Below are 22,709 nucleotides of genomic sequence, written 5' to 3'. Positions count from 1 at the left end.
GCGGGAGGCGAATTCTACAGCGTTACACGCTGCTGTCAACACCTCATTTCCTGCTTCGATGACTTGAAGCTGGCACTGCCGAAAAACCATCCAACTCATTGAAACTCAAGGAGTTTTCCGTTTCGACTGCGCCGGAAGTGGGGCGAATTATAGACAGTTACAAATCTGAGTCAAGGACTAATTGAGCGACTCTATCACTTAACCCAAAACACCCGTCTCACAGCTATATAGAGGGGGCTAACGCCCCCTCTATATAGCTACACCACCCCCGATTGCCGCAAAGCTTCCACAGCACCTGCTTTCAACCCCAACACCTGCTCCAGCACCTGCCGGGTATGCTCACCCAGTAAAGGAGGGGCATTACGGTACTCCACCGGGGTTTCAGACAACCGAATAGGACTCGCCACTTGCGGCACCAACCCCGCCAGCGCATGGGGCAACTGCAATGCCAATCCTCGAGCCTGAACCTGTGGATCAGCAAACACCTGCGCCAAGTCATTGATCGGCCCGCAGGGCACGCCAACCGCCTCCAGTTGAGTCACCCACTCAGCTGTAGTCTTGAACACCGTTGCCTGCCGGATAAGCGGCACCAGCTCTGACCGATTTGCCACACGCCGCGTATTGGTAGCAAAGCGCGGATCATCTGCCCACTCAGGTCGCCCTGCCACTTCAGCAAACTTGCGAAACTGGCTGTCATTTCCCACAGTAAGGATGAAGTCGCCATCTGCCGTCGGAAAATCCTGATAAGGAACGATATTCGGATGAGCATTACCCAAGCGTTGCGGAGCCACACCCGTGGTCAGGTAGTTCATCGCCTGATTTGCCAGACAAGCAACCTGCACGTCCAGCAACGCCATATCAATGTGCTGGCCACCGCCATCATGCTGACGGTGAGCAAGGGCCGCCAGAATCGCAACCGTCGAGTAAAGCCCGGTCAGTATGTCCGTCAGCGCCACGCCAACCTTTACCGGCCCCGCACCCTCCTCACCTTCAGGCTGCCCGGTAAGACTCATCAGCCCACCCAGGCCCTGAACCATAAAATCATAGCCCGCCCGCTTGGCATAAGGACCGGTCTGACCGAACCCCGTTATCGAGCAATAGATCAGTTCCGGGTTCAATACCTTGAGCGACGCATAGTCCAGGCCATACGCCTCCAGACCACCCACCTTGAAGTTCTCGATCAGGATGTCGGACTTGGCAGCCAGCTCACGCACCAACTGCTGCCCCTGCGGCTTGGTGAAGTCGATAGTTACCGATTGCTTGTTGCGGTTGGCCGACAAATAGTAAGCAGCCTCCCCTGTGCTCTCGCCATAAGCATCTTTAAGGAAGGGCGGCCCCCAGGCCCGGGTGTCATCACCATTGCCGGGGCGCTCAACCTTGATCACCTCGGCCCCCAGGTCCGCCAGAATCTGCCCCGCCCACGGCCCCGCCAGCACACGAGACAGATCCAACACCCGCAAATGCGATAAAGCACCCATGAGCCGAGCTCCTGTTAATAGAAAGCCTGAAGGCCGGTCTGCGCACGCCCAAGGATCAAGGCATGCACGTCATGCGTGCCTTCATAGGTGTTCACAACTTCCAGGTTGACCAGATGACGCGCCACGCCGAACTCGTCGGAGATTCCGTTGCCACCCAGCATGTCGCGAGCCATGCGTGCGATATCCAGGGATTTGCCGCACGAGTTGCGCTTCATGATCGAAGTGATCTCAACCGCCGCCGTGCCTTCATCTTTCATCCGCCCCAGACGCAGGCAACCCTGCAGGGCCAGCGTAATCTCGGTCTGCATGTCAGCCAGTTTTTTCTGAATCAATTGGGTAGCCGCCAAAGGCCGGCCAAACTGATGACGGTCCAGGGTGTACTGGCGCGCGGTGTGCCAGCAAAACTCGGCTGCACCCAGCGCCCCCCAGGAGATGCCGTAACGAGCCGAATTAAGACAAGTAAAAGGACCTTTCAAACCGCGCACATCAGGGAAGATGTTCTCTTGCGGCACAAACACGTTGTCCATGACGATTTCGCCGGTTATGGACGCACGCAAGCCAACCTTGCCGTGAATCGCAGGCGTAGTCAGGCCTTTCCAGCCTTTTTCCAGAACAAAGCCACGAATGTCACCTTCATCGTCCTTCGCCCACACCACAAACACATCGGCGATAGGGCTGTTGGTGATCCACATCTTGCTGCCCGTCAGGCTGTAGCCGCCATCCACCGTGCGCGCACGGGTAATCATCGCGCCAGGATCGGAGCCGTGGTTCGGCTCTGTCAGTCCGAAGCAACCAATCCACTCACCCGACGCCAGCTTGGGCAGATACTTCTGTTTTTGCGCCTCGGTACCGAACTCATTGATCGGCACCATGACCAGCGATGACTGCACACTCATCATCGAGCGATAGCCCGAGTCGACCCGCTCCACTTCGCGGGCAATCAGGCCGTAGCTGACGTAGTTAAGGCCGCTGCCGCCGTACTGTTCAGGGATCATCGCACCCAGCAAACCGGTCTCACCCATCTCACGGAATATCGCAGGGTCGGTCTTCTCATTGCGGAAAGCCTCGAGCACACGCGGCGCCAACTTGTCCCGAGCAAATTGCTCGGCGCTGTCGCGCACCATGCGCTCCTCTTCTGTGAGCTGCTGATCCAGCAACAGTGGATCAATCCAGTTGAAGCTCGCCTTACCCGCCATGAGAGAACCCTCGCGTAATAGATCAAATGTCGTGAGCCGATCCTAGGCCCCTTCTATATAGAAGGACAAACGAGGATTCGGCACCTTCTTGTGATAATTTCTCACTCTGTGATCCGCAATAAAGCCATTTCTGACTGTATTTAGTGAGGAAGCCGTATATGCGCCGCAAGATCCCCAGCACAACCGCCCTAATCAGCTTCGAAGCGGCTGCGCGACATGAAAGCTTTACCAAGGCCGCACAAGAGCTTTCCCTCACTCAAGGGGCCATTTGCCGACAGATAGCCAGCCTGGAAGGTTTTCTGAGTGTAGAACTGTTCCGACGCTCCAAACGCGGCGTGAAACTGACCGAAGCTGGTATTTCCTACAGTCGGCGTATCGCAACCCAACTGGATGCTGTAGAGCGGGACACGCTGTCCGTCATGGGCCAACAAGGCGCCAACGTGATCGAGCTGGCCGTGGTACCCACCTTCGGCACGCAATGGCTACTGCCCCGGCTCAAGGGCTTCCAGCAACAGCACCCGGACGTCACGGTCAACCTGACCAACCGCACACGCCCTTTTCTGTTTGCCGATACAGACTTCGATGCTGCCATCTACTTCGGCGATGCAGACTGGTCAGGCACATCGTCCTACCGACTGATGGGCGAAAACCCTTTACCTGTATGCAGCCCGACACTGCTGGGTGCACAGCAGAGCCTCACACCACAAGCCATTGCCGAACTCCCCCTGCTGCAGCAAACCACCCGCCCCTACGCCTGGCGCCAATGGTTCAACGCCCAGGACATGAACGTCCCCCGCGACATGACCGGACCACGCTACGAGCTTTTTTCGATGCTGGCCCAGGCCGCCATGCATGAAATGGGGGTCGCCCTGATCCCGCCCTTCCTGATTCAGAGGGAACTGGCCGAAAAGCGCCTGGTGGTTGCCAGTGATCGCACCCTGTCCAGTACCAAGGCTTACTACCTGATGATCCCCGAACGCAAAATCGAGTCAGCCTCACTGCATGCGTTCCGGGACTGGCTGATCAAGCAGGCCGAGGGTTACAGCCTGATTTGAAGCACCGCATCGTCCAGACAAACTATGTAGCGACACTATAAATAGCACTACATATATAAGGAAATGTCGCCTTTAAATACTCTGTACCTTGGTCTAACTGGACAAACCCGCACACCAGTAACCACGCGGCCTGCAGGGTATTTCTCAAAGTTATGCCGGGATAACCAAAAGAAATGTGAAAAAAACTCAAAAAACAGATGAATCCACTGCAAGCCACGTAGTTAAGGGCCTGCAGCCTATCATTGCGACATTCGGTCACTGCATGACTTGTAGTTTAAATCTCGTCACCCTCCATAAGTCCTTGAAGGGCAAAAAAATTGCCAGCAGAATGCCCCGCCCCACCCATACTTTGGTGGGATCGTGCTGATCGGCCGCCCCAGTCGCACCATCCGTAGTGCGCTGGCTTTCTTATAAAAGATCACGCAGGAGATATGACGTGCACATTGGTGTTCCTCTCGAGACCCATACGGGTGAAACGCGGGTTGCTGCAACCCCGGAAACCATCAAGAAGCTGATCGGCCAAGGCCATAAAGTGACTGTTCAAAGCGGCGCCGGCGTAAATGCCAGCGTTATCGACAGTGCTTATGAAGCCGCCGGCGCAACTATTGGCAACGCTACAGATGCTTTCGGTGCAGAGCTGATTCTCAAGGTTGTCGCCCCCAGCGACAGCGAACTGGCCCTGATCAAAACCGGCACCGTGCTCATTGGCATGCTCAACCCGTTCAGCAATGAAACCATTGCCAAACTGGCCGAGCGTGGGATCACCGCCTTCTCTCTTGAAGCCGCCCCCCGCACTTCTCGTGCGCAAAGTCTTGATGTGCTGTCATCCCAAGCCAATATCGCCGGCTATAAAGCCGTCTTGATCGCCGCTCACCACTATCCACGCTTTATGCCGATGCTGATGACCGCCGCCGGGACCGTCAAAGCCGCTCGCGTGCTGATTTTGGGTGCCGGTGTTGCCGGCTTGCAGGCCATTGCCACCGCCAAGCGCCTGGGTGCAGTAATCGAAGCCAGTGATGTGCGACCTGCAGTTAAGGAGCAGATCGAATCGCTGGGTGCCAAGTTTGTCGACGTGCCTTACGAGACCGACGAAGAGCGCGAATGCGCCGTTGGCGTAGGCGGCTATGCACGCCCGATGCCTGCCAGCTGGATGCAGCGCCAGGCACTGGCCGTGCATGAGCGCGCCAAGCAGGCTGACATCGTGATTACCACAGCCCTGATCCCGGGTCGTAAAGCCCCGGTTCTGCTCAGCGCAGAGACTGTCGCGCAGATGAAGCCGGGCTCGGTGGTCATCGACCTGGCGGCAGCACAAGGCGGCAACTGCCCCCTGACCGTCGCCGACCAGGTCGTGGTTGAACACGGTGTCACCATCGTCGGCCACACCAACCTGCCCGCCCTGGTTGCTGCGGATGCCTCGGCACTCTACGCCCGCAACCTGCTGGACTTCCTCAAGCTGGTCTTCACCCCTGAAGGGCAGTTCCAGATCAACCTTGAAGACGACATCGTCGCCGCGTGCCTGATGTGCCGCGACGGTCAAGTCGTGCGCAAAAACGGCTGAGGACAATAAGAATGGAAGAGTTCATCTCCCCTGGTATCTACAACCTGATCATTTTCGTGCTGGCCATCTATGTGGGCTATCACGTGGTCTGGAACGTTACACCTGCGCTGCACACCCCGCTCATGGCCGTTACCAACGCCATTTCTGCAATCGTGATTGTGGGCGCCATGCTCGCTGCCGCACTGACCGTAACCCCGCTGGGTAAAACCATGGGAACCTTGGCAGTCGCGCTGGCTGCCGTAAACGTATTCGGTGGATTTTTGGTCACCCGGCGCATGCTGGAAATGTTCAAGAAGAAAGCACCTAAAGCCAAAGAAGAGGTGCGCAAGCCATGAGCATGAACCTGGTTACTGTTCTGTATCTGGTTGCGTCAATCTGCTTCATTCAAGCCCTGAAAGGCCTGTCGCACCCCACCACCTCCCGTCGCGGCAACCTGTTCGGTATGCTCGGCATGGGCCTGGCGATCATTACTACGGTCGGCCTGATCTATAAACTGGGCGCCGAGATTGCCACCGCCGGTATCGGCTACGTGATAATCGGCCTGCTGGTCGGCGGCACGGCGGGTTCGATCATGGCCAAGCGCGTCGAAATGACCAAAATGCCTGAGCTGGTCGCCTTCATGCACAGCATGATCGGCCTCGCAGCCGTGTTCATTGCCATTGCAGCCGTCGTTGAGCCGCAATCGCTGGGCATCGTCAAACACCTGGGCGACGCCATCCCTGCGGGCAACCGTCTGGAGCTGTTCCTGGGCGCGGCAATTGGTGCAATCACCTTCTCCGGTTCGGTGATCGCTTTCGGCAAACTCTCGGGCAAGTACAAGTTCCGCCTGTTCCAGGGGGCACCGGTACAGTTCAGCGGCCAGCATAAACTCAATCTGGTGCTGGGCCTGGCCACGCTGGCCCTGGGTATCACCTTTATGCTGACCGGCAACCTCAATGCCTTCGCACTGATGCTGGCTCTGGCGTTCGTGCTGGGTGTGCTGATCATCATCCCGATTGGCGGCGCCGACATGCCGGTCGTGGTGTCGATGCTTAATAGCTATTCGGGCTGGGCGGCAGCCGGTATCGGTTTCTCGCTGAACAACTCGATGCTGATCATTGCCGGTTCGCTGGTAGGTTCTTCGGGTGCGATCCTGTCGTACATCATGTGCAAGGCGATGAACCGTTCGTTCTTCAACGTGATCCTCGGCGGCTTTGGCGGTGCAACCGACGTCGGCGGCCCGGCCGGTGCGCAAGAGGCCCGTCCGGTCAAATCCGGCTCGGCTGACGATGCCACCTTCCTGTTGATGAACGCCGATACCGTGATCATCGTTCCAGGTTACGGCCTGGCTGTTGCCCGGGCACAACACGCCCTCAAAGAACTGACTGAAAAGCTGACCCATCGCGGCGTGACCGTGAAGTATGCGATTCACCCGGTTGCAGGGCGTATGCCTGGCCATATGAACGTATTGCTGGCCGAGGCCGAAGTGCCTTACGACCAGGTGTTCGAGATGGAAGACATCAACTCCGAGTTTGGCCAGGCCGACGTGGTGCTCGTACTGGGCGCCAACGACGTGGTCAACCCGGCGGCCAAGAACGATCCAAAATCGCCGATTGCCGGCATGCCGATCCTCGAAGCTTATAAAGCCAAAACCGTCATCGTGAACAAACGGTCGATGGCCAGCGGCTATGCAGGGCTGGATAACGAACTGTTTTATCTGGATAAAACCATGATGGTCTTCGGTGACGCCAAGAAAGTTATTGAAGATATGGTTAAAGCGGTCGAGTAACATCCTGCTCCACTGCAATAACGAGAACCCCGGCGCTGTATTGGCCGGGGTTTTTCATTTTCCAAGGAACCCGACCAAAGGCTCTAAATCGGCCGCTGGCATTCGACCATGGTAGCGGGACGCAAGGCCCTGAAAATGAATAGACTGCGCCTCTTGCTTCCGTTGCCCGAGATAACAATCCATGTACCGTGAACGTATTCGCCTGAACTCCCTGCACGATAAGGTCATGAGCGCCGAAGAAGCCGCCGCCCTTATCCAAGACGGCATGACCGTCGGCATGAGCGGTTTTACCCGTGCCGGTGAAGCCAAAGCCGTCCCCAAGGCCCTGGCTGAGCGGGCCAAAAAGTCACCTCTGAAAATCACTCTGATGACCGGCGCGAGCCTGGGCAACGACCTCGACAAGCAATTGACCGAAGCCGGCGTACTGGCCCGTCGCATGCCGTTCCAGGTGGACAGCACCCTGCGCAAGGCGATCAACGCCGGCGAAGTCATGTTCATCGACCAGCATCTGTCCGAAACCGTTGAGCAGTTGCGCAACAACCAGCTCAAGCTGCCGGACATTGCAGTTATTGAAGCAGTCGCCATTACCGAGCAAGGCCATATCGTTCCGACGACCTCCGTGGGCAACTCCGCCAGCTTCGCGATTTTCGCCAAGCAAGTGATCGTCGAGATCAACCTGGCGCACAACCCGAACCTGGAAGGTCTGCACGACATCTATATCCCGACCTACCGTCCGACGCGTACGCCGATCCCGCTGGTGAAAGTCGATGACCGTATCGGCAGCACCGCGATCCCGATTCCGGCGGAAAAAATCGTCGCCATCGTGATCACCAACAAGCCGGACTCGCCATCCACCGTGTCCGAGCCGGACAGCGAAACCGACGGTATCGCCTTTCACCTGATCAACTTCCTTAAAGCCGAAGTTGAAGCGGGCCGCATGACCAACAAGCTCGGCCCGCTGCAAGCCGGTATCGGCAACATCGCCAACGCGGTGATGTGCGGCCTGATCGACTCGCCGTTCGAAGACCTGACCATGTACTCCGAAGTACTGCAGGATTCGACCTTCGACCTGATCGACGCAGGCAAGATGAGCTTCGCTTCGGGCAGTTCCATCACCCTATCGGAGCGCCGGAACTCGGACGTGTTCGGCAATCTGGAGCGCTACAAGGACAAACTGGTCCTGCGCCCGCAAGAGATCTCCAACCACCCTGAAGTGGTTCGTCGCCTGGGCATTATCGGGATCAACACCGCGCTGGAATTCGACATCTACGGCAACGTCAACTCCACTCACGTGTGCGGCACGCGGATGATGAACGGCATCGGTGGTTCGGGCGACTTCGCCCGCAATGCGCACCTGGCGATCTTCGTGACCAAGTCCATTGCCAAGGGCGGCGCGATCTCCAGCGTAGTGCCCATGGTCAGCCACGTTGACCACACCGAACACGACGTCGACATCCTGGTGACCGAACAGGGTCTGGCCGACCTGCGCGGCCTGGCCCCGCGTGAGCGCGCACGCGTGATCATCGACAACTGTGTGCACCCGGACTTCCGCGAAGCCCTCAATGACTATTACGCCAGGGCCTGCGCGATTGGCGGCCACACGCCGCATATCCTGCGCGAAGCACTGAGCTGGCATATCAACCTGGAAGAAACCGGGAAAATGCTGCCGTAACCCGCATGCTAGACAGCCGCTGACGTAAACACTGTTTCGTCAGCGGCTTTTTTATGACTGTATTTTAAAAAACTGTACTACTGTACTGGTCATTTCCCGCCTGCAACACCCACTCTCCCTACCGATTTGACCAATTTCGCACTATTTAAGTGCAGACAGGTACAGTTGCGCCTATTTGTGCCAGTACAGCGTGCATAAACAGTTAACTGGCCCATCGCAATACAGATGAACTGTATCTAGAGAGGCTGGACAAAGAGGAGGATCATTGGCATCAGTTAAACCACTAGCCAATGCCGCCACAAGCGGAAGGATGTCACCATGGAACGTACACTCAGTTCCGAACTGTTCAGCGAAAGCAACACTGTAAACTCCCAGGCTTCCATGCCTTTGCGCGTACTTGCCAACCTGATGTTGTGGCAGCGCCGCATTTCCAGCCGCCATCAACTGGCTCGCCTGGACTCGCGTCTTCTGGCTGATGCCGGGATTAGCGAAGCACAGCGTTACGAAGAACTGAGCAAGCCGTTCTGGCGCTGATTAGCGCTCGCTGGCCCTGACCACCGGTCCACCGCCAGCAACCTGAATTGAAAAAACAGAACCCGTCGCGGATAACCGCTGACGGGTTTTGTCGTTTAAGGAGTAGGGATTTACCCTCTTGCCAAGCAACAGGTACAGTTTTAAATTATCTTAAATATTACAAGTACAGTTTATTAAATACCTGATCCAGAGCATCTGGACGCGCGCTTCAGACAAAACATCCTTTGCCTGAAGCCAGCCTGAGCCTACTATTCGGCCCATAACCGTCTACTTTCATAAGTTCATGTTCAGGAGTTTCACCATGTCCACACTTCGCCTACTTAGTGCGGCGGCTCTGCTGGCCGTTGCTGCAAGCGCCAACGCCACAAGCTTCATCGCGACCACCGATGGCATTGTGGGCACCCTCAAGGCCACTACCGATCTGACATCCGACGCCACCGGCTCGTTTCGTGACAACAAGATCGTGCGCGCTGCCCGTGACGACGCGGCCAGTTTCGTGGCCAGCGAAGGCGCCATCCGCGGCGTGAAACTGGAAAGCGCCTTCGAGGCCATCCGCCAGCAAGCGCCACAACTGCAGGCAACTGATGCACAACTGGCCCAGGCCATCCTGACGATATGATCGGGGTCAGCACTCTGTGAGAGCGGGCTTGCTCGCGATTCAGGCGCCCTGATTTCTCAGGTAAACCGCGCCGATACAATCGCGAGCAAGCCCGCTCCCACATAGACCGTGCAGGCATGAAAAAAATTTCAACAACACCCCTGCGCTGGCCCTGCCCCAGCCATTACGCTAGCCTTGACGCTCATTCAAACAGCCTTGAGACCCATGCGTTTTTCCTTATTAGCTCTGCTTGCACTCTGCTGGACTCAATCAGCCAACGCCTTCGACCTGACCACACAAAATGTGGTGCTCAGTGGTTATGTCACCAGTAAAGTGACGTCCGCGCCTTTTGATCACAAACTGATACGTGCCGCCCAGGATGATGCCGCCGTCTTTATTGCCAGTGATGGCCAGACGCGAGGCGCACAGCTGGAGTCTGCCCTGCGTTATTTGCGCCAACACTCGCCAAAATTGAATGCCAGTGACCTTGAACTGGCACAGACAATTCTCGTCCAATAAATACCCGCTTTATCTGGAGAAATTTCATGCGTAGCCCTCTAATTGTCGCCACCCTTGGCCTGTTGCTGCTGGCCGATGTGGCTCAGGCACAAACGGTCGTGCAGACCAGTAACATCATCGTGCGGGCTTTTGGCCGCACCATCGACTTCACGTCCGATACCACCACCTCCATCCGCGACTCCAAAGTTGTGCGTGAAGCTCACGACGACGCCGCCACTTTCGTTGCCAGCCAGGGCGACATTCGCGGTGTGCAGTTGGAATCAGCCTTCAGCACACTGCGCGATCGCGTGCCTGAAGCGCGCAATGCCAGCGACCAGGAACTCGCCGAAGCCATCCTCGCACTGTGAGGCCGCTAACACGCTGGCTAGCTGCTTGTGGCTTGCTGCTGATCGCCAGCGGCGCCCAGGCTGCACTGCATCTGAAGCTCCAGACCGAGGGCCTGAGCCCGGCCGAACAACAGGCCAGCCAAGCCCTGCTCGACGAAGCCATGCAGAGCCTGCCACCGCGTTTTATCGAGCAACTGGACCGGCAAATTCTGGTGGGCTGGAGCGATGACATGCCCGCCAACGCTTATGGCCAGGCATCCCTGACATCCGAGCTGGACCTCAATCGCAAGCTGCTGGCCGGGTTGACCGATGGTTCAGCCGCCACCCTGCAGACCAACCGCCCCCACGGCACCGTGCGCCGGGAAATGCTCGCCACCGTGCTGCACGAACTGACCCACATCTACGATCGCGCCCGCCTCTGGCCTGCCGCCGAGCGCAGCCTGATCCGGCGTTGCACCCGACAAAACAACAACACCGGCCAGATTGGCTTACCCGACCAGTGCCGCGGGCAATCCGAACGCCGGTTTACCCTCAGTGACGACCCGCGCCTGCTCGACCTGGCCGGCTGGCAGCAATACGTGGGGCGTCGCGGCGAACGCGAGCAGGACAACCACCAGATCGTGCGCAGCCCCGACCTGTACGAAGTCAGCAGCCCCAAGGAGTTTGTCGCGGTCAATATGGAGTACTTCCTCCTCGACCCGGCCTACGCCTGCCGTCGCCCGGCACTGTATCGCTACTACCAGCAACACTTCGGATGGGCGCCTGCCGCCAAAGACGAATGCCCCAAGAGCTTCGCCTTTCTCAATGCCGGCAACGATTTCGCCAAGCAGCCACTGGGTACTGTCGATCCAGAGAGGGTGTACGCCGTCGACTACCTGCTGGCCGAAGCCAACCAGGAATGGGCCAGCCGCTGGGGGCACAGCATGCTGCGCCTGGTCATCTGCGCTCCGGGCCGCCCTCGCGGGCCAGATTGCCGACTCGACCTTCAAGAGCATTTGGTGTTGTCCTACCGGGCGTTCGTCAATGACGTACAACTCTCAAGCTGGGACGGCCTGACCGGTGCTTACCCGTCGCGCCTGTTTGTATTGCCGCTGGCCCAGGTGATCGACGAGTACACCAAGACCGAACTGCGCAGCCTGGCTTCCGTGCCGCTCAAACTGAGCCGTCCTGAAATCGAGGAAGTGGTAGAACACGCCGCCGAAATGCACTGGAGCTATGACGGCAACTACTATTTCATCTCCAATAACTGCGCGGTTGAAACCCTCAAGCTGCTGCGCAGCGGCAGCGACAATGCCCGGCTCAAGGGCCTGGACAGCATCGTGCCCAATGGCCTGCTTGAAGTGCTCAAGGCGCGCGGGCTGGCAGATACCAGCGTGCTGGACGACCCCAAAGAAGCGTTGCGCCTGGGTTATCGCTTTGACTCCTACCGCGATCGCTACCAGGCGATGTTCGACGTGCTCAAAACGCGCTTGCCGATCAAGCAAACCAGTGTCGAAGACTGGCTGGCCCTGAATGCAGACGAGCGCCGCCCGTGGCTTGAGCAGGCTGATCTGCGGGCCAGCGCGGCATTGTTGTTGCTGGAGCAGGCCAGCTTCCGCCGGCAACTGCTGCTGGCCCAGGACGAGGTCAAACAAAAGTACCTGGGCGCGCGCGGGCTCAAAGATGGCGGCATGGACAAAGCCAACAAAACCCTGCAAGAGATTCTCGCCAGCAGTGGCTTCCTCAGCCGTCCGGCAGAATTGCTCGGTAACGGCGGCTACGGCCTGCCGCAAGCCAAGGAATGGGAATTGCTCGAATCAGAAAGCAGCCAGCGCCAGCAGCAATTACTGCGCCTGACCACTGATCTGGACAAGGAAGTGCGCAGCCTGCTGGAGCCGGCACGTGCGGCCGAAATTGCCGCCACCGAAGCCAACGTCAAACTGATCGGTGAACATCTGCGGGCACTGCACAAGGCTTCAGGCGGTTTGCAGCTGCCCTGACCGAACTAAAGTTCGGTTGACAAGCCCTATCATTCTGCCACTATTCCGCGATGGGAAGTGGCACCGCGCCATTAGTCAGCATTGATAAAAGCCGCTGCTCACACCATCGTTCAAGTCACACCCTCTCATTTGTGAAGTGCTTGCCATAACCCTGGCAGGGACTGGCATGCACCGTTTACAGGTATCGGCAGGATTATATGGAGATAGCCAGAAACGACCGTACCTCTGTCTGGACGCTAGGCGACCAAGAGTGGCTGCAAACGGATGACGGAACATTCTCTCTACACCAGGTTGCTGGTATCAAGCCCACGGCTGAGCTGGTGGATCTGGATTATCTGGTCGGTGCAATACCCGCGCCCGATTCATCCCCCGGTAACTACCTGCCTGCAGCTTTCGCATTTTGCCCCAGCACAGGCAAACCGCTGCCAAAGGTCGCCTATCAAACGACTACCCGCTGGCTGCCGCCTTATGGCGATGGCAGTGGCTCTCGCGTCATCAATGAGCGCTGCAAACTGTCCTCGGCCGAAGATATCAGCTCGCGCTTGTACGACCAATTGCTCGATACCCGTCAGGGTGACCTGAACAGTCGTAAACAGATTATTGAGTTGCCTCGCAAAAACGGCCTCAATTTCCTCGCTGCCAACCTCGGCGGGCATCGCGAAGCCCTGTACGCACTAAGCCGCGAGGGCAGTTTGTTCTTGTGGCAGAGAGGCTCGCAAAAGTGGCTTGAACTGTTGCCAAAAGGCGAGCCCATAGGTCGCTCACGCTTGGAAAACTGGGCATGGTCGGTCAGCCTTCACCAGGACGAAGGCACGCAGCACCTGCTGCTTTCCAGTGACAGCGGTGCCACGTTGATCAGCGTTGACCCACTTACGCTGCGCTACCAAACCTTGCGCGACGACGGCAGTCCGTTGGCCGGCCCTGGCACACTGGAAGGCCAGTCTTACTTGCCTCAGCTCAAGAGCGGCCACGTTTGCATCGTCAACCCTGCCAACCTCTACGGGTGGGCTCGTTGCCTGGTTGAAGGTGCTGACCATGAGCGTATGACCCGGCTCTCGGCGCCGATTCTCGACGCAGCCTCCCGGCGCCTGCTGTGGATCGGTGAACACGGCTATCTCAGCCTGACCCAAGGCAGCGAACTCAAGGCCCAATGGCATCCATGGCCCAACAACGCCACCGCCCATCCCGAGCAAGGGCCGCCGTTTCTGGATGGCAGGGGCCTGTGGCAGTTGATCTTCGATGCCGACGGCCAGCATTACCTGCAACTGGATCCGGGCGCTACCGACCTGCCGATGCCCATCAAAGGCTATCGCCTGAGCACCGGGCACTTGAGCTTTAAATACAACGTGCGGCTCGAACGCCCTTGGGAAGAGTACGACGAGAACTTCACGCCGACGACCCGCGACGTGATTTACCCCTTTATCGAATTCAGCGGGCAAAAACGCCTGCTATCAATGAAAGCCAAACAGTCCAGCCCGCTGGAAGCTTTTTTCGATAACCACCAGCCTATTGACGTCGACTACTGCTTCGAGCAAATCGGTGATCAGTCATTTGTATTCCGCGCTCGCGCCAGCGAACCCTGGAATGCCCAGTGGTTCTTTTTTGATAACGCAATGTGGCTGTATATCGACTCATGCGGAGCGCTTTACCGATGGAATGCTTGACCTTCTGGCTGCGCCGCTGCCTGTTGATATCCTTCGTGCTTGCCAGCAGCGTGGCCAGTGCAGAGCCTCTGCGCCAGGTATTCCTGGTACAGAATTCAGGCTGGATGGAGCCGTTCTACAGCGACCCGTCATCGCCATTCAAGCCGATGGTCACCCAACTGGTGAGCACGGCTGCCGGCAGCGCAGAAGTCGTGATTGGCGGGTTTAACCAGGCTGACAGTCAGCACCCGTCGCCCGAGTGGATCTACCGCGGCCCGGCCAACCACGCCGCACTGCCCAACTACGTCAATGGCTTGAAGCTGGAACGCAAAGCCAGCGGCGCCTATGCCGACGCCGATTTCAAAGAGGCCCTGCTGGCCTCTATCACCACCGGGCTGGAAGGCCGCGAGGGCATTGTCTGGATCATCACCAACAATAAAAACAGCCCTAACAACAGCAGCGAAACCCAGGCCAAAAATCGCGAGTTCTACGAACTGTTGCACAACGAAGGCGCTATCACCCGGATTGCCGCTTTCCCGCAGAAAATGCCGGTCAAAGGTCCCAACTACGAAGCCAACGGGTTGATGATCTACGCTCTGGCCTATGGTCAAAAAGCCAGCGTCGCACTTGAGCAAGTGCTCAATCAGCCTGCCCTCGCCAGCTTGCTGAAAGATGACCGGGTACGGCTCAAACCTTTGACCCAGGCTGCCGTGCGCTTTATTCCCACCGGTGTTGAAGACACTCAGGACGTGAGTGCCGAACTGGCCCCCGACCAGCAAACGGTCATCCTCAATATCAATGTCGACAGCTCGCCGAAAACCGCCGTGCTGCTGGGCAAGTTCGAAAATCAGTTCAACCCCTACCAGATTCATGACGCCAAAATAGGCATGACCCTGGACATGCCGGGCGAAGCCCTGAACTCGAATATATCGCTGGACCGCCTGACAGACCTTGAACCCGGCGCCCGCTCCGACGAGCTGAAGATCAGCCTGCAACTGCCGCCTCTGCCATCGCAATGGTCCAGCGATGTGATTTTTTCCAGTGGTTACCAACGCGCCGGCAGCATCAACATCAGCCTCAGTGAGCAACAACTGCGCATCTCCCAAGGGTTTATTGCGCGCATGAACGAACTGTTCCCCGGCGACGCCCTGCCTGACGTATTTATCCCGTCCGGTGAAGCCACTACTTCCGAGACCCGTCTGCCGGTTGTGCTGAAAATCAGCTACCCGCTCGGCCCGGTGCTCATGCTGCTGGGGCTGTTTGTTCTGCTCTTGATTGGCGCCCTGCTGGCTGCCTTGCTGATTGCAGGCAAAAAGACCCTGACCGTGATCGTCGAAGGTGTGCCCCAGTCTTATCCGCTCAAACCCTTCAGCAGTGCCTCCGTATACGATTCAAACCAGAACAGGGTCGCGACCCTCAAGCGCGGCCTGTTTGGTGCCCGCCTGGAAAATATCCAGCCCGATACCGCCGTACGACTCAAGTAACCCCACACGCATAGCAAGGAAGTTTTACACATGGCACAGACCAGCACATTGCCAGCACCGATCGAAAGCGAAAGCCCTGCGCCGTCGCCCACGACCACCACTCTGGCCGCGCCACAACCGTTGGGCCTGGACCTCGGGGCGAAGAAAGTCGACAGCCGCGATGCCCTGATTGGCGTCGCCGTGCTGGTGGTACTGGCCATCCTGTTTTTCGTGATCAAAAACGCCTATGCCAATTGGCGCGTGCGTGAGCGTGTGGCACCGAGCCGGGCAAACGCCTCGGGCTGGTTCCTGTTTCTGGGCCTGTTGATGATCGCCATCATGGCCGTGCTTGCCGTACTCAACTCGGGGCAGTTCCTTGCACCGTTGTACATCGCACCTCTGGGCGGTGTCGCTGCCATCTCGCTGGTGGCTTGGCTGATGACGTTTTCGGCTAAACGCTGAGCTAATCGGCCGTTGGCAGACACCTGTCTTTGGCCCGCCTGACCTGAATACTGGATTAACACACCGAGAGCATCGGTTGCCCCCAAGGGCTCATGGAGTTTGAGATGGACAAGAGTGAAGAACTGACCGGCCCAGCAACCCCTCCGGTCTGCGAAAAAATCTACCCAACCTTGTTTATCGCCCTTGGCGGCACCGGTATGAAGGTCAATATTCGCCTGCGCCGGCGCATTCTTAATGCGATCTGGGGAGGCAACAATCAGGTTCAGTACATCTCGGACTTCCCATTGGCCCAGTTCATCAACTTCGATCTCGACACCGGCGAAGTCACCCAAGATGGCAAATCGGTGAAAACCGACGTACTGGCTGAGCAAGTAGCATTCACCTCAGAAGAAAAAATCATTGAGCCGCTCCACCTCAGTAAATACACCCACTCCTATGATGAGCTCAATCGTCACCGCGAAGTGGCCGAGTGGTTCCCGCTGACCCCAGATAAAATCAAAGCATTGGGCATCGATCCATCCAAAGGGGCCGCACAGATCCGGGCGCTTTCGCGCCTGTATTTCTTCGACAAATACCCCACCATCCGCGACAAGATCCGCGACAAAGTCGGGCGATTGCTAAACAACATCGGGGCTCAGGCCGACAAACTAAAAAAACTCGGACTGGAAATTGAAACCGGCAAACTGCGCATCGTCATTACCGGTTCGGCAGCCGGAGGTACCGGTTCTGGAGCATTCTTGGACATGGGCTACCTGGCCAAGGCGATCCTTAAAGAAAACAACATAATGGGCAAGGTGGATTTGTTCCTCGTATTGCCTGGAGGTTTTCAAGCCTTCAATACAGAGCGTGTACAGGCAAACGGCTACGCCGCCTTGATGGAGATGGAGACCTGCATGCGTGGCAATCCCTTGCTTAAATATTGGGACGCCACTGACAACCTGTTTCTCGATAAACGCCCTTACGATGATGTTTTTATTCTCGACAACAGCAACGTCGCGCAAGCCAGAACCGAAAACCAGGAGGATGTCTACGAGATGCTTTCAGACATCTTGTTTACCGACTTCACCTCACAAGACTTCGCCAACGAAAAGCGCTCGGTGTCGGTCAACCAGAACCAATTCAAGACCCGCAAATACGAAGTCCGTCTGCCTCAGGACTACGGTGCCAGTAACAAACTGGAATTTCCTCGCATTTACTCCTCGGTCGGTCAGGCAGTACTCGACACCCAGATTGATGCCCGCCAGAACGTGCGCCTCAATGAACAAGTGCAACACATGCTCAAGGCTTTTTTTGGCGTAGCCAATGACGAAGTGGTTAGCAATCGCCCTACAGATAAAGAACGCGACGAGTTCCTCAAGGAACAACTCACCATCACCGCGCGCACCTTCACGGACCTCCCCGAGTTTCTGTCCCGAGTAGAATTGACCCAAGCCACCGGCGAGTTCACACACTATCAGATTGCCGATGACCTGCTTCAGGTCGAAGGTGGCAACAGCGTCATTGCGCAAATCGAGCAGAAAGTCGAAGCCTTGTTCGAGCGTCTGCAAAATGGCGGTGCTGATAAGGACCAATGGCTGACATTGGTTCGTGAGATTCAACAGCAGCTGGAACGGGATACCAAAGGCAGCTCCATCGACAGCGCCGAGCGCAACCATGAGGTGCGCATCCAGGAAAACCGGCAGAAACGCTTTGCCCAATGGACGCGTGAGGATAGTTTGCCAGAGCAGCTGTTCCGCCGTCTGGACGATGACGAGCGGGGTGGCCTGGATTACACCCTGGCGCTGGTCGAAATGATCAAAGACCGCCTTGAAAACGATAACGGCATTATCCCCGCGCTGGAAAAAAATGCCGGGCGCTTTAAAGAACTGTCGGAAAAACTCGAATCATCAGAGCTGGCGCGAGAGTTTGAACGCCTGAAAGAAACTACCGGAAAAGGCCTGATGGCCCGGCTCAGCGGCAAAGATAAACAAGCCGACACAGTAATTAACCAGGTCAAAGATACCCTGCGTGACAGCTTGCTGTTCTACGTCCGCTCGGTTGCCGCTCGCGAAGCAGCGCAGCTACTACGTGAGATTTCTGACTGGCTTGGTCGCAAGGGACCGGTGGACAATAACGGCCGTCCCGTATGGAATGGTTTTGTCGGGCGCCTGCAGGACGGCCGCAATGCGGTGGGCAACCTACTTCATCGTATCGACACCAACATCGCCAAGATCAATGCAGGCCTTGAGACTCAACATGCCACGCTGATCCCGTTGAAACTGGTGCAAAACGAAAATAGTCAGCCCGTCGACAGCCAGCAAGTACGCGAGTGGGCCAAAGATGCGTTCAAAGACTTCGGAGGCTCGAAAACCCTGTTTGGCAAGCTACAGAACAAAGAGGGCCAAGAAGAGCTATTGCAAAAACTGCGTAACAAAGCGGTGCATCAGTTGCCTAGAAATCAATCAGATGTTGACCCTTTGATGACCGCCTTAGCCGCATTACCACCCGATGATCGGCGAGACAAATTTCGTATGTTATTGCAACGCGCCATGCCGTGGGTGCCGCTGAACTTCAATGGCGATTTCGATATTCACAAAGACCTTTACACCTGCCTGATTGGTGTACACAACGCTACTGAGTTCGGCCGCCTCTATGGTGCCCAGATCGCCGAATGTTTGCCGCAAGGCACTGGCATGACAGTAGGAAAAATTCAGTTTGTTGAATCTGGTATGCCCGGCAAACTGATTTGTTATACCGAATTGAGTGGCTTCCCGATCCCTGCGCTAATGCCACTTTCGACTTACCTGCCAAGCTATCGCAAGGAAAGCGAAACCATTCCGCTGCATTTGCACAAACGCAGCAGTCAATTCGTACAACCCATCCAGTTCAATCAGGAGCAATACCGCCAGTTCGCTGAAGATTTCAAACTCTACCTGCACGCCATTGCCTTGGGCGTCCTTAAACGACTGAAAAACGGCTTGTATGAGTTCATGATCGCCAAGGACAACTTCACCATTGGTGATGAGTTCTCGATTCGCCAAGATGGCTTCAGCGACATTCATCGCAACGATATCGCGAAGCAAGTAACAGAAAAGTCCTTGCGCCTGAATGCAGCGCAAGTAGCCGCGCTCGCAATAGTGTTCGAACATATGAATACCCACACCTACAAGGCGCAAAAGCGCACGAACGAAAAAGGCAGATCCCACAACTTTGAAGCATTCCCCTGCAAAATCGCAGAAATGCTGAAGACCGAATATCTAGACCGACTTAACCGTCAGGCACCGATTGAAGCGCAAAAGCTCAAAGAACGCGCTGAAGCTTTTATGGAGCAGTGGGGCCAGCGGATTGAAGGTTCAAAAGCCGATGTGTACCACGATGAAGTGGAAGCCGATCACGGCGAAAAAATCGCAGTAAACAAATATTTCTTCAACGAAGGCTGGTTGGAAAACCTGTTCAACCAGGCCAGTGCAGCACCGGCAGCAGGCATGGCTCCACCACCGCCGGCAGCAGGTAACGGCGCACCACCACCGTTCGCCGCACCACAACACAGCTACCACCTGAGTGTCAGCGGGACCAATTACGGCCCTTACAACACCCAGCAACTGCAGCAATACGTGCAGTCCGGGCAAATCACCCGCGACAGCTTGCTGTGGCGTGAAGGCATGGCCGCCTGGCTGACGGCCGGGCAAATCATGGAACTGGCGCATCTGTTTGCGCCTGCCGTGGGTGGCCCTCCCCTGACAGCCCCGGCTCCACCGCCGGCACCTTGAGCGCACACGAGAAGACTATGTCCGCATCGTCAGCCAAAGCCTCTGCATTCCCGACCTCATGCGCCAACAGCGCCTGCGGTCAGGGGCTCTGCGGCCCAGTTAAATACTGCCCGTTCTGCGGCGTCTCGCTACAGCAGGCGCCCGCAGCGGTTACCCCGGTGCCGGCACCTGAACCCAAGACACGGCCAGCCGCGCCTGCACCCAAAGTAACCGTCACACCTGCCAGTGCTCAACCACCCCGGGACATACCTGCTGCAGCGCCAACACCTGAACCAGGTCCGGCGACTCCCCCACCTGCGCCGCCTGCAGCAACACCAGCGCCCACCAACAGAAAACCGGCGCTGATAATGGCAGTTGCAACTCTGGCAGTGGTCGTGGGTGGCTACGCTGCAATAAAGATGATGGCCGGGCAAAGCCAGCAAAAGCTCGATGCCTTTTTGCAGACCGGACAAAGTTGTTTTGACACCAGGGACTTTGCTTGCGCACTGGACAATGCCGGGCTCGCCTTGCAACAGGACAGCAATGACCCTCGGGCCTTGAGTCTTCTACAACGTGCGCAGGCCGCCCAGGCGCGCCAGCAACAATTGCAGGATGCGGCGCAAAAACAGCAGCTGCTCAAAGCCCAGTCTGCCGAGGCGGCGCGACAAGCCGATGCCCTGCGCGAACAGCAAGCGCTTGAGCGTCAGCGCCAGGAAGCGGCCGATCGCCAGGTACGTGACCAACAGCAGCAACAGGCCGCCAAAGCGGTTAACGCCTCACTGCAACAAGCGCAAAACGCGCTGAACGCCGGGGAGTACCAGTCCGCAATTGCCGTGGCCAAGGTCGTACTGGGCATGGATCCGAACAACAATCGGGCACGCAACATCATCCGCCAGGCCGAACAACAGCTCAAAGAAGCACTGAATCGAACCCGGATCGAATAATCAGGGTGTGTAAGTTTTTCCCTCTATTACTTGGAAGTTACTGATGAAATTGCCCTCCAACACTTTGGATAAACGCATATTGGCCTTGGGACTGGCTTCGCTACTGGGTCTGCAAGGCTGCGCCAATATCGACTCTGCCAGCGTCAACCCGACCAATTGGAGTGGCAGCGACTGGATGAAGTGCGGCCTGGCAATTGCAGCGGGTGCGGCGGCGGGTGCTGCTGTGAGCGGTGCCAACGATAAAGGCGCAGGCGTATTGATTGGCGGGGTTGCCGGCATGGCTGCCTGTTTCGCGATCAATGCCAAGTCGGTACAGACCAAAACTGCTCAAGAAGTTGAGCAGCAATACAAAACCTCGGGCAAGAAACAACCGGCCCAGCCAGAACTGGTTAGCTATGACACCAGTATCCAGCCCGGTATGACCATCAAACGGGGTCAACCAATTACCGTGGTTTCCAATATTGTTGCGATCAACGGTGCATCTCAGCCGATCAGCGAAATCAAGGAAGAGATCCGCCTGTTTGCCCCTAACGAAACCAAGCCGTTGAAAGAAGGCAGCAAGGTTGCGAACACCAAAGGCGGCAGTGGTGGCTACGAGAACACCTTCACCATCACCCTTGATGAACGTGCTCCACAGGGTATTTACCGGATCGAAACATCGGTGGCCGTCAACGGCAAGCCTGCCAATACCCGAATCAACAATGTGCAGTTGGTGATGATTGATCGCGAGACCTATCAGCTGGCATTGCTAGATTGATAGCTGCTGTGCATGATTCGTAGTCGCTGCCGAGGAACGAAGGCTGCGACTACGAAGATTACTTAGGCACCTGGCACAAAATGCTTCTGTGCCGTGCCGTGGGCGATCAGCCGCGACAGGTAGTTCATTTTGTCGGCGTCCTGGTCGACAAAGCGAAAGGTCAGTTGCAACCATGCACTGTCCGGTTTTGGCTCGAATGCCACGATGGCATGCAGATAACCGTTCAAGCGCGCCACCTCGGCGTTCTCGCCCTGCTCAAGGTCCAGTACGGCGCTGTCCAGTACCTGAGGCAGCACTTCGCCACGACGCACCACCAGCAGCGCCTCCTTGAGGCTCAGCGCCTTGATCACGCAGGTTTGGGTACCGCTGGGCAACCGCAGTTGCCCCTGGCCACGGCTGGTCAGTGCCGGTGCCGCGACAGGTGCCGGGCGGGGCGACGGGGCAACCGGAGCCGATACCAGCGTCGTCGGGGTCACGACTTGCGCCTTGCCGCCGGTCAACGCATTCAGTGAATCATTGCCAAACGCCGAGCTTACCCGCACCGGGGTGCTGGCCATCACGGCGCTCAGCAATCCCGCCTTGGTGAACGCCTTCTTCACCTTGGACAACAACTGCTCATTGGTGAAAGGCTTGCTGACGAAATCTGAAACCCCGGCCTGGATAGCCTGGATCACGTTCTCTTTGTCCCCACGGCTGGTGACCATGATAAAGGGCAGCGTTTTCAGACGGTCTTGCTCGCGGCACCAGGTCAACAGCTCAAGGCCTGACATCTCCGGCATTTCCCAGTCGCACAGCACCAGGTCGAAAGCTTCACGGGACAGCAAGGCCTGGGCTTTGCGGCCGTTGACCGCGTCTTCGATCCTGATGCCCGGGAAGTAGTTACGCAGGCAATTTTTAACCAGATCACGAATGAACGACGCGTCATCTACCACCAGCACACTAACCTTGCTCATCGACTGCTCCTTGGATATGAACGCCCGAAAACCAAAACGCCCGGCATTGAGCCGGGCGCTTTTTAGATCGGGCTGT

The 22,709-nt window shown here is 57.1% G+C and carries 19 protein-coding genes; 16 read left to right on the top strand and 3 right to left on the bottom strand.

Features of this window, described 5'->3' with window-relative positions; translation table 11 throughout:
- Positions 1 to 257: 257 nt before the first annotated feature.
- Entirely contained in the window at positions 258 to 1,478 is a 1,221-nt protein-coding gene (locus tag CJU81_RS09065) for a CaiB/BaiF CoA transferase family protein (RefSeq protein WP_095036313.1), read from the bottom strand.
- Positions 1,479 to 1,492: 14 nt separating this feature from the next.
- Complete coding sequence (locus CJU81_RS09060; protein ID WP_095036312.1) at positions 1,493 to 2,674, bottom strand: acyl-CoA dehydrogenase; 1,182 nt, start codon at positions 2,672 to 2,674, stop codon at positions 1,493 to 1,495.
- A 158-nt stretch (positions 2,675 to 2,832) separates the two neighbouring features.
- On the opposite strand from CJU81_RS09060, the gene CJU81_RS09055 reads away from it, so the two are divergent.
- From CJU81_RS09055 to CJU81_RS08980, 16 genes are all read left to right on the top strand, one after another.
- The gene (locus CJU81_RS09055) at positions 2,833 to 3,729 is read left to right on the top strand and encodes a LysR family transcriptional regulator (RefSeq protein ID WP_095036311.1); all 897 of its coding nucleotides are present in this window, start codon (positions 2,833 to 2,835) and stop codon (positions 3,727 to 3,729) included.
- 436 nt (positions 3,730 to 4,165) lie between these two features.
- Positions 4,166 to 5,287 (top strand): Re/Si-specific NAD(P)(+) transhydrogenase subunit alpha, encoded by a 1,122-nt coding sequence (locus CJU81_RS09050; protein ID WP_095036310.1) that lies wholly within the window; start codon positions 4,166 to 4,168, stop codon positions 5,285 to 5,287.
- Between the two features lie 11 nt (positions 5,288 to 5,298).
- Positions 5,299 to 5,622, top strand: coding sequence for an NAD(P) transhydrogenase subunit alpha (locus tag CJU81_RS09045; RefSeq protein ID WP_019826992.1), 324 nt, complete (start codon positions 5,299 to 5,301; stop codon positions 5,620 to 5,622).
- Positions 5,619 to 7,055, top strand: coding sequence for an NAD(P)(+) transhydrogenase (Re/Si-specific) subunit beta (locus CJU81_RS09040; protein ID WP_095036309.1), 1,437 nt, complete (start codon positions 5,619 to 5,621; stop codon positions 7,053 to 7,055). Before CJU81_RS09045 ends, CJU81_RS09040 begins: the two co-directional genes overlap by 4 nt.
- Before the next feature lie 181 nt (positions 7,056 to 7,236).
- On the top strand, positions 7,237 to 8,727 hold the full coding sequence (locus CJU81_RS09035) for an acetyl-CoA hydrolase/transferase family protein (protein ID WP_095036308.1): 1,491 nt from the start codon (positions 7,237 to 7,239) through the stop codon (positions 8,725 to 8,727).
- Positions 8,728 to 9,045: 318 nt separating this feature from the next.
- Positions 9,046 to 9,261, top strand: coding sequence for a DUF1127 domain-containing protein (locus CJU81_RS09030; RefSeq protein WP_095031303.1), 216 nt, complete (start codon positions 9,046 to 9,048; stop codon positions 9,259 to 9,261).
- A gap of 301 nt (positions 9,262 to 9,562) precedes the next feature.
- The gene (locus CJU81_RS09025) at positions 9,563 to 9,880 is read left to right on the top strand and encodes a DUF2388 domain-containing protein (protein WP_016782953.1); all 318 of its coding nucleotides are present in this window, start codon (positions 9,563 to 9,565) and stop codon (positions 9,878 to 9,880) included.
- Between the two features lie 204 nt (positions 9,881 to 10,084).
- Complete coding sequence (locus tag CJU81_RS09020; RefSeq protein WP_095036307.1) at positions 10,085 to 10,378, top strand: DUF2388 domain-containing protein; 294 nt, start codon at positions 10,085 to 10,087, stop codon at positions 10,376 to 10,378.
- Between the two features lie 26 nt (positions 10,379 to 10,404).
- Positions 10,405 to 10,725, top strand: a complete 321-nt coding sequence (locus tag CJU81_RS09015; protein ID WP_095031305.1) for a DUF2388 domain-containing protein — start codon at positions 10,405 to 10,407, stop codon at positions 10,723 to 10,725.
- Positions 10,722 to 12,683 (top strand): DUF7844 domain-containing protein, encoded by a 1,962-nt coding sequence (locus CJU81_RS09010; protein WP_095036306.1) that lies wholly within the window; start codon positions 10,722 to 10,724, stop codon positions 12,681 to 12,683. Before CJU81_RS09015 ends, CJU81_RS09010 begins: the two co-directional genes overlap by 4 nt.
- A gap of 197 nt (positions 12,684 to 12,880) precedes the next feature.
- Positions 12,881 to 14,347 carry a hypothetical protein gene (locus CJU81_RS09005; protein ID WP_095036305.1) on the top strand — a complete coding sequence of 489 codons (1,467 nt, stop codon included), beginning with the start codon at positions 12,881 to 12,883 and terminating at the stop codon, positions 14,345 to 14,347.
- Positions 14,335 to 15,810 carry a hypothetical protein gene (locus tag CJU81_RS09000; RefSeq protein WP_095036304.1) on the top strand — a complete coding sequence of 492 codons (1,476 nt, stop codon included), beginning with the start codon at positions 14,335 to 14,337 and terminating at the stop codon, positions 15,808 to 15,810. The genes CJU81_RS09005 and CJU81_RS09000 overlap by 13 nt, the downstream gene beginning before the upstream one ends.
- Positions 15,811 to 15,840: 30 nt before the next feature.
- Positions 15,841 to 16,251, top strand: coding sequence for a hypothetical protein (locus CJU81_RS08995; protein ID WP_095036303.1), 411 nt, complete (start codon positions 15,841 to 15,843; stop codon positions 16,249 to 16,251).
- Positions 16,252 to 16,355: 104 nt separating this feature from the next.
- Complete coding sequence (locus CJU81_RS08990) at positions 16,356 to 20,000, top strand: tubulin-like doman-containing protein (RefSeq protein WP_176464816.1); 3,645 nt, start codon at positions 16,356 to 16,358, stop codon at positions 19,998 to 20,000.
- Between the two features lie 347 nt (positions 20,001 to 20,347).
- The gene (locus CJU81_RS08985; protein ID WP_095036301.1) at positions 20,348 to 20,923 is read left to right on the top strand and encodes a hypothetical protein; all 576 of its coding nucleotides are present in this window, start codon (positions 20,348 to 20,350) and stop codon (positions 20,921 to 20,923) included.
- 43 nt (positions 20,924 to 20,966) lie between these two features.
- The gene (locus tag CJU81_RS08980; protein WP_095036300.1) at positions 20,967 to 21,680 is read left to right on the top strand and encodes a hypothetical protein; all 714 of its coding nucleotides are present in this window, start codon (positions 20,967 to 20,969) and stop codon (positions 21,678 to 21,680) included.
- A 62-nt stretch (positions 21,681 to 21,742) separates the two neighbouring features.
- On the opposite strand, the gene CJU81_RS08975 is transcribed toward CJU81_RS08980, so the two are convergent.
- Positions 21,743 to 22,633: a response regulator gene (locus CJU81_RS08975; RefSeq protein ID WP_095036299.1), complete on the bottom strand. Its 891-nt coding sequence runs from the start codon at positions 22,631 to 22,633 to the stop codon at positions 21,743 to 21,745.
- Positions 22,634 to 22,709 lie beyond the last annotated feature (76 nt).

This window comes from Pseudomonas fragi (assembly GCF_002269505.1).
Classification (GTDB): domain Bacteria; phylum Pseudomonadota; class Gammaproteobacteria; order Pseudomonadales; family Pseudomonadaceae; genus Aquipseudomonas; species Aquipseudomonas fragi_D.
Note: the sequence above shows the minus strand (reverse complement) of the source record. Positions and strands in the feature narration are given on the sequence as shown.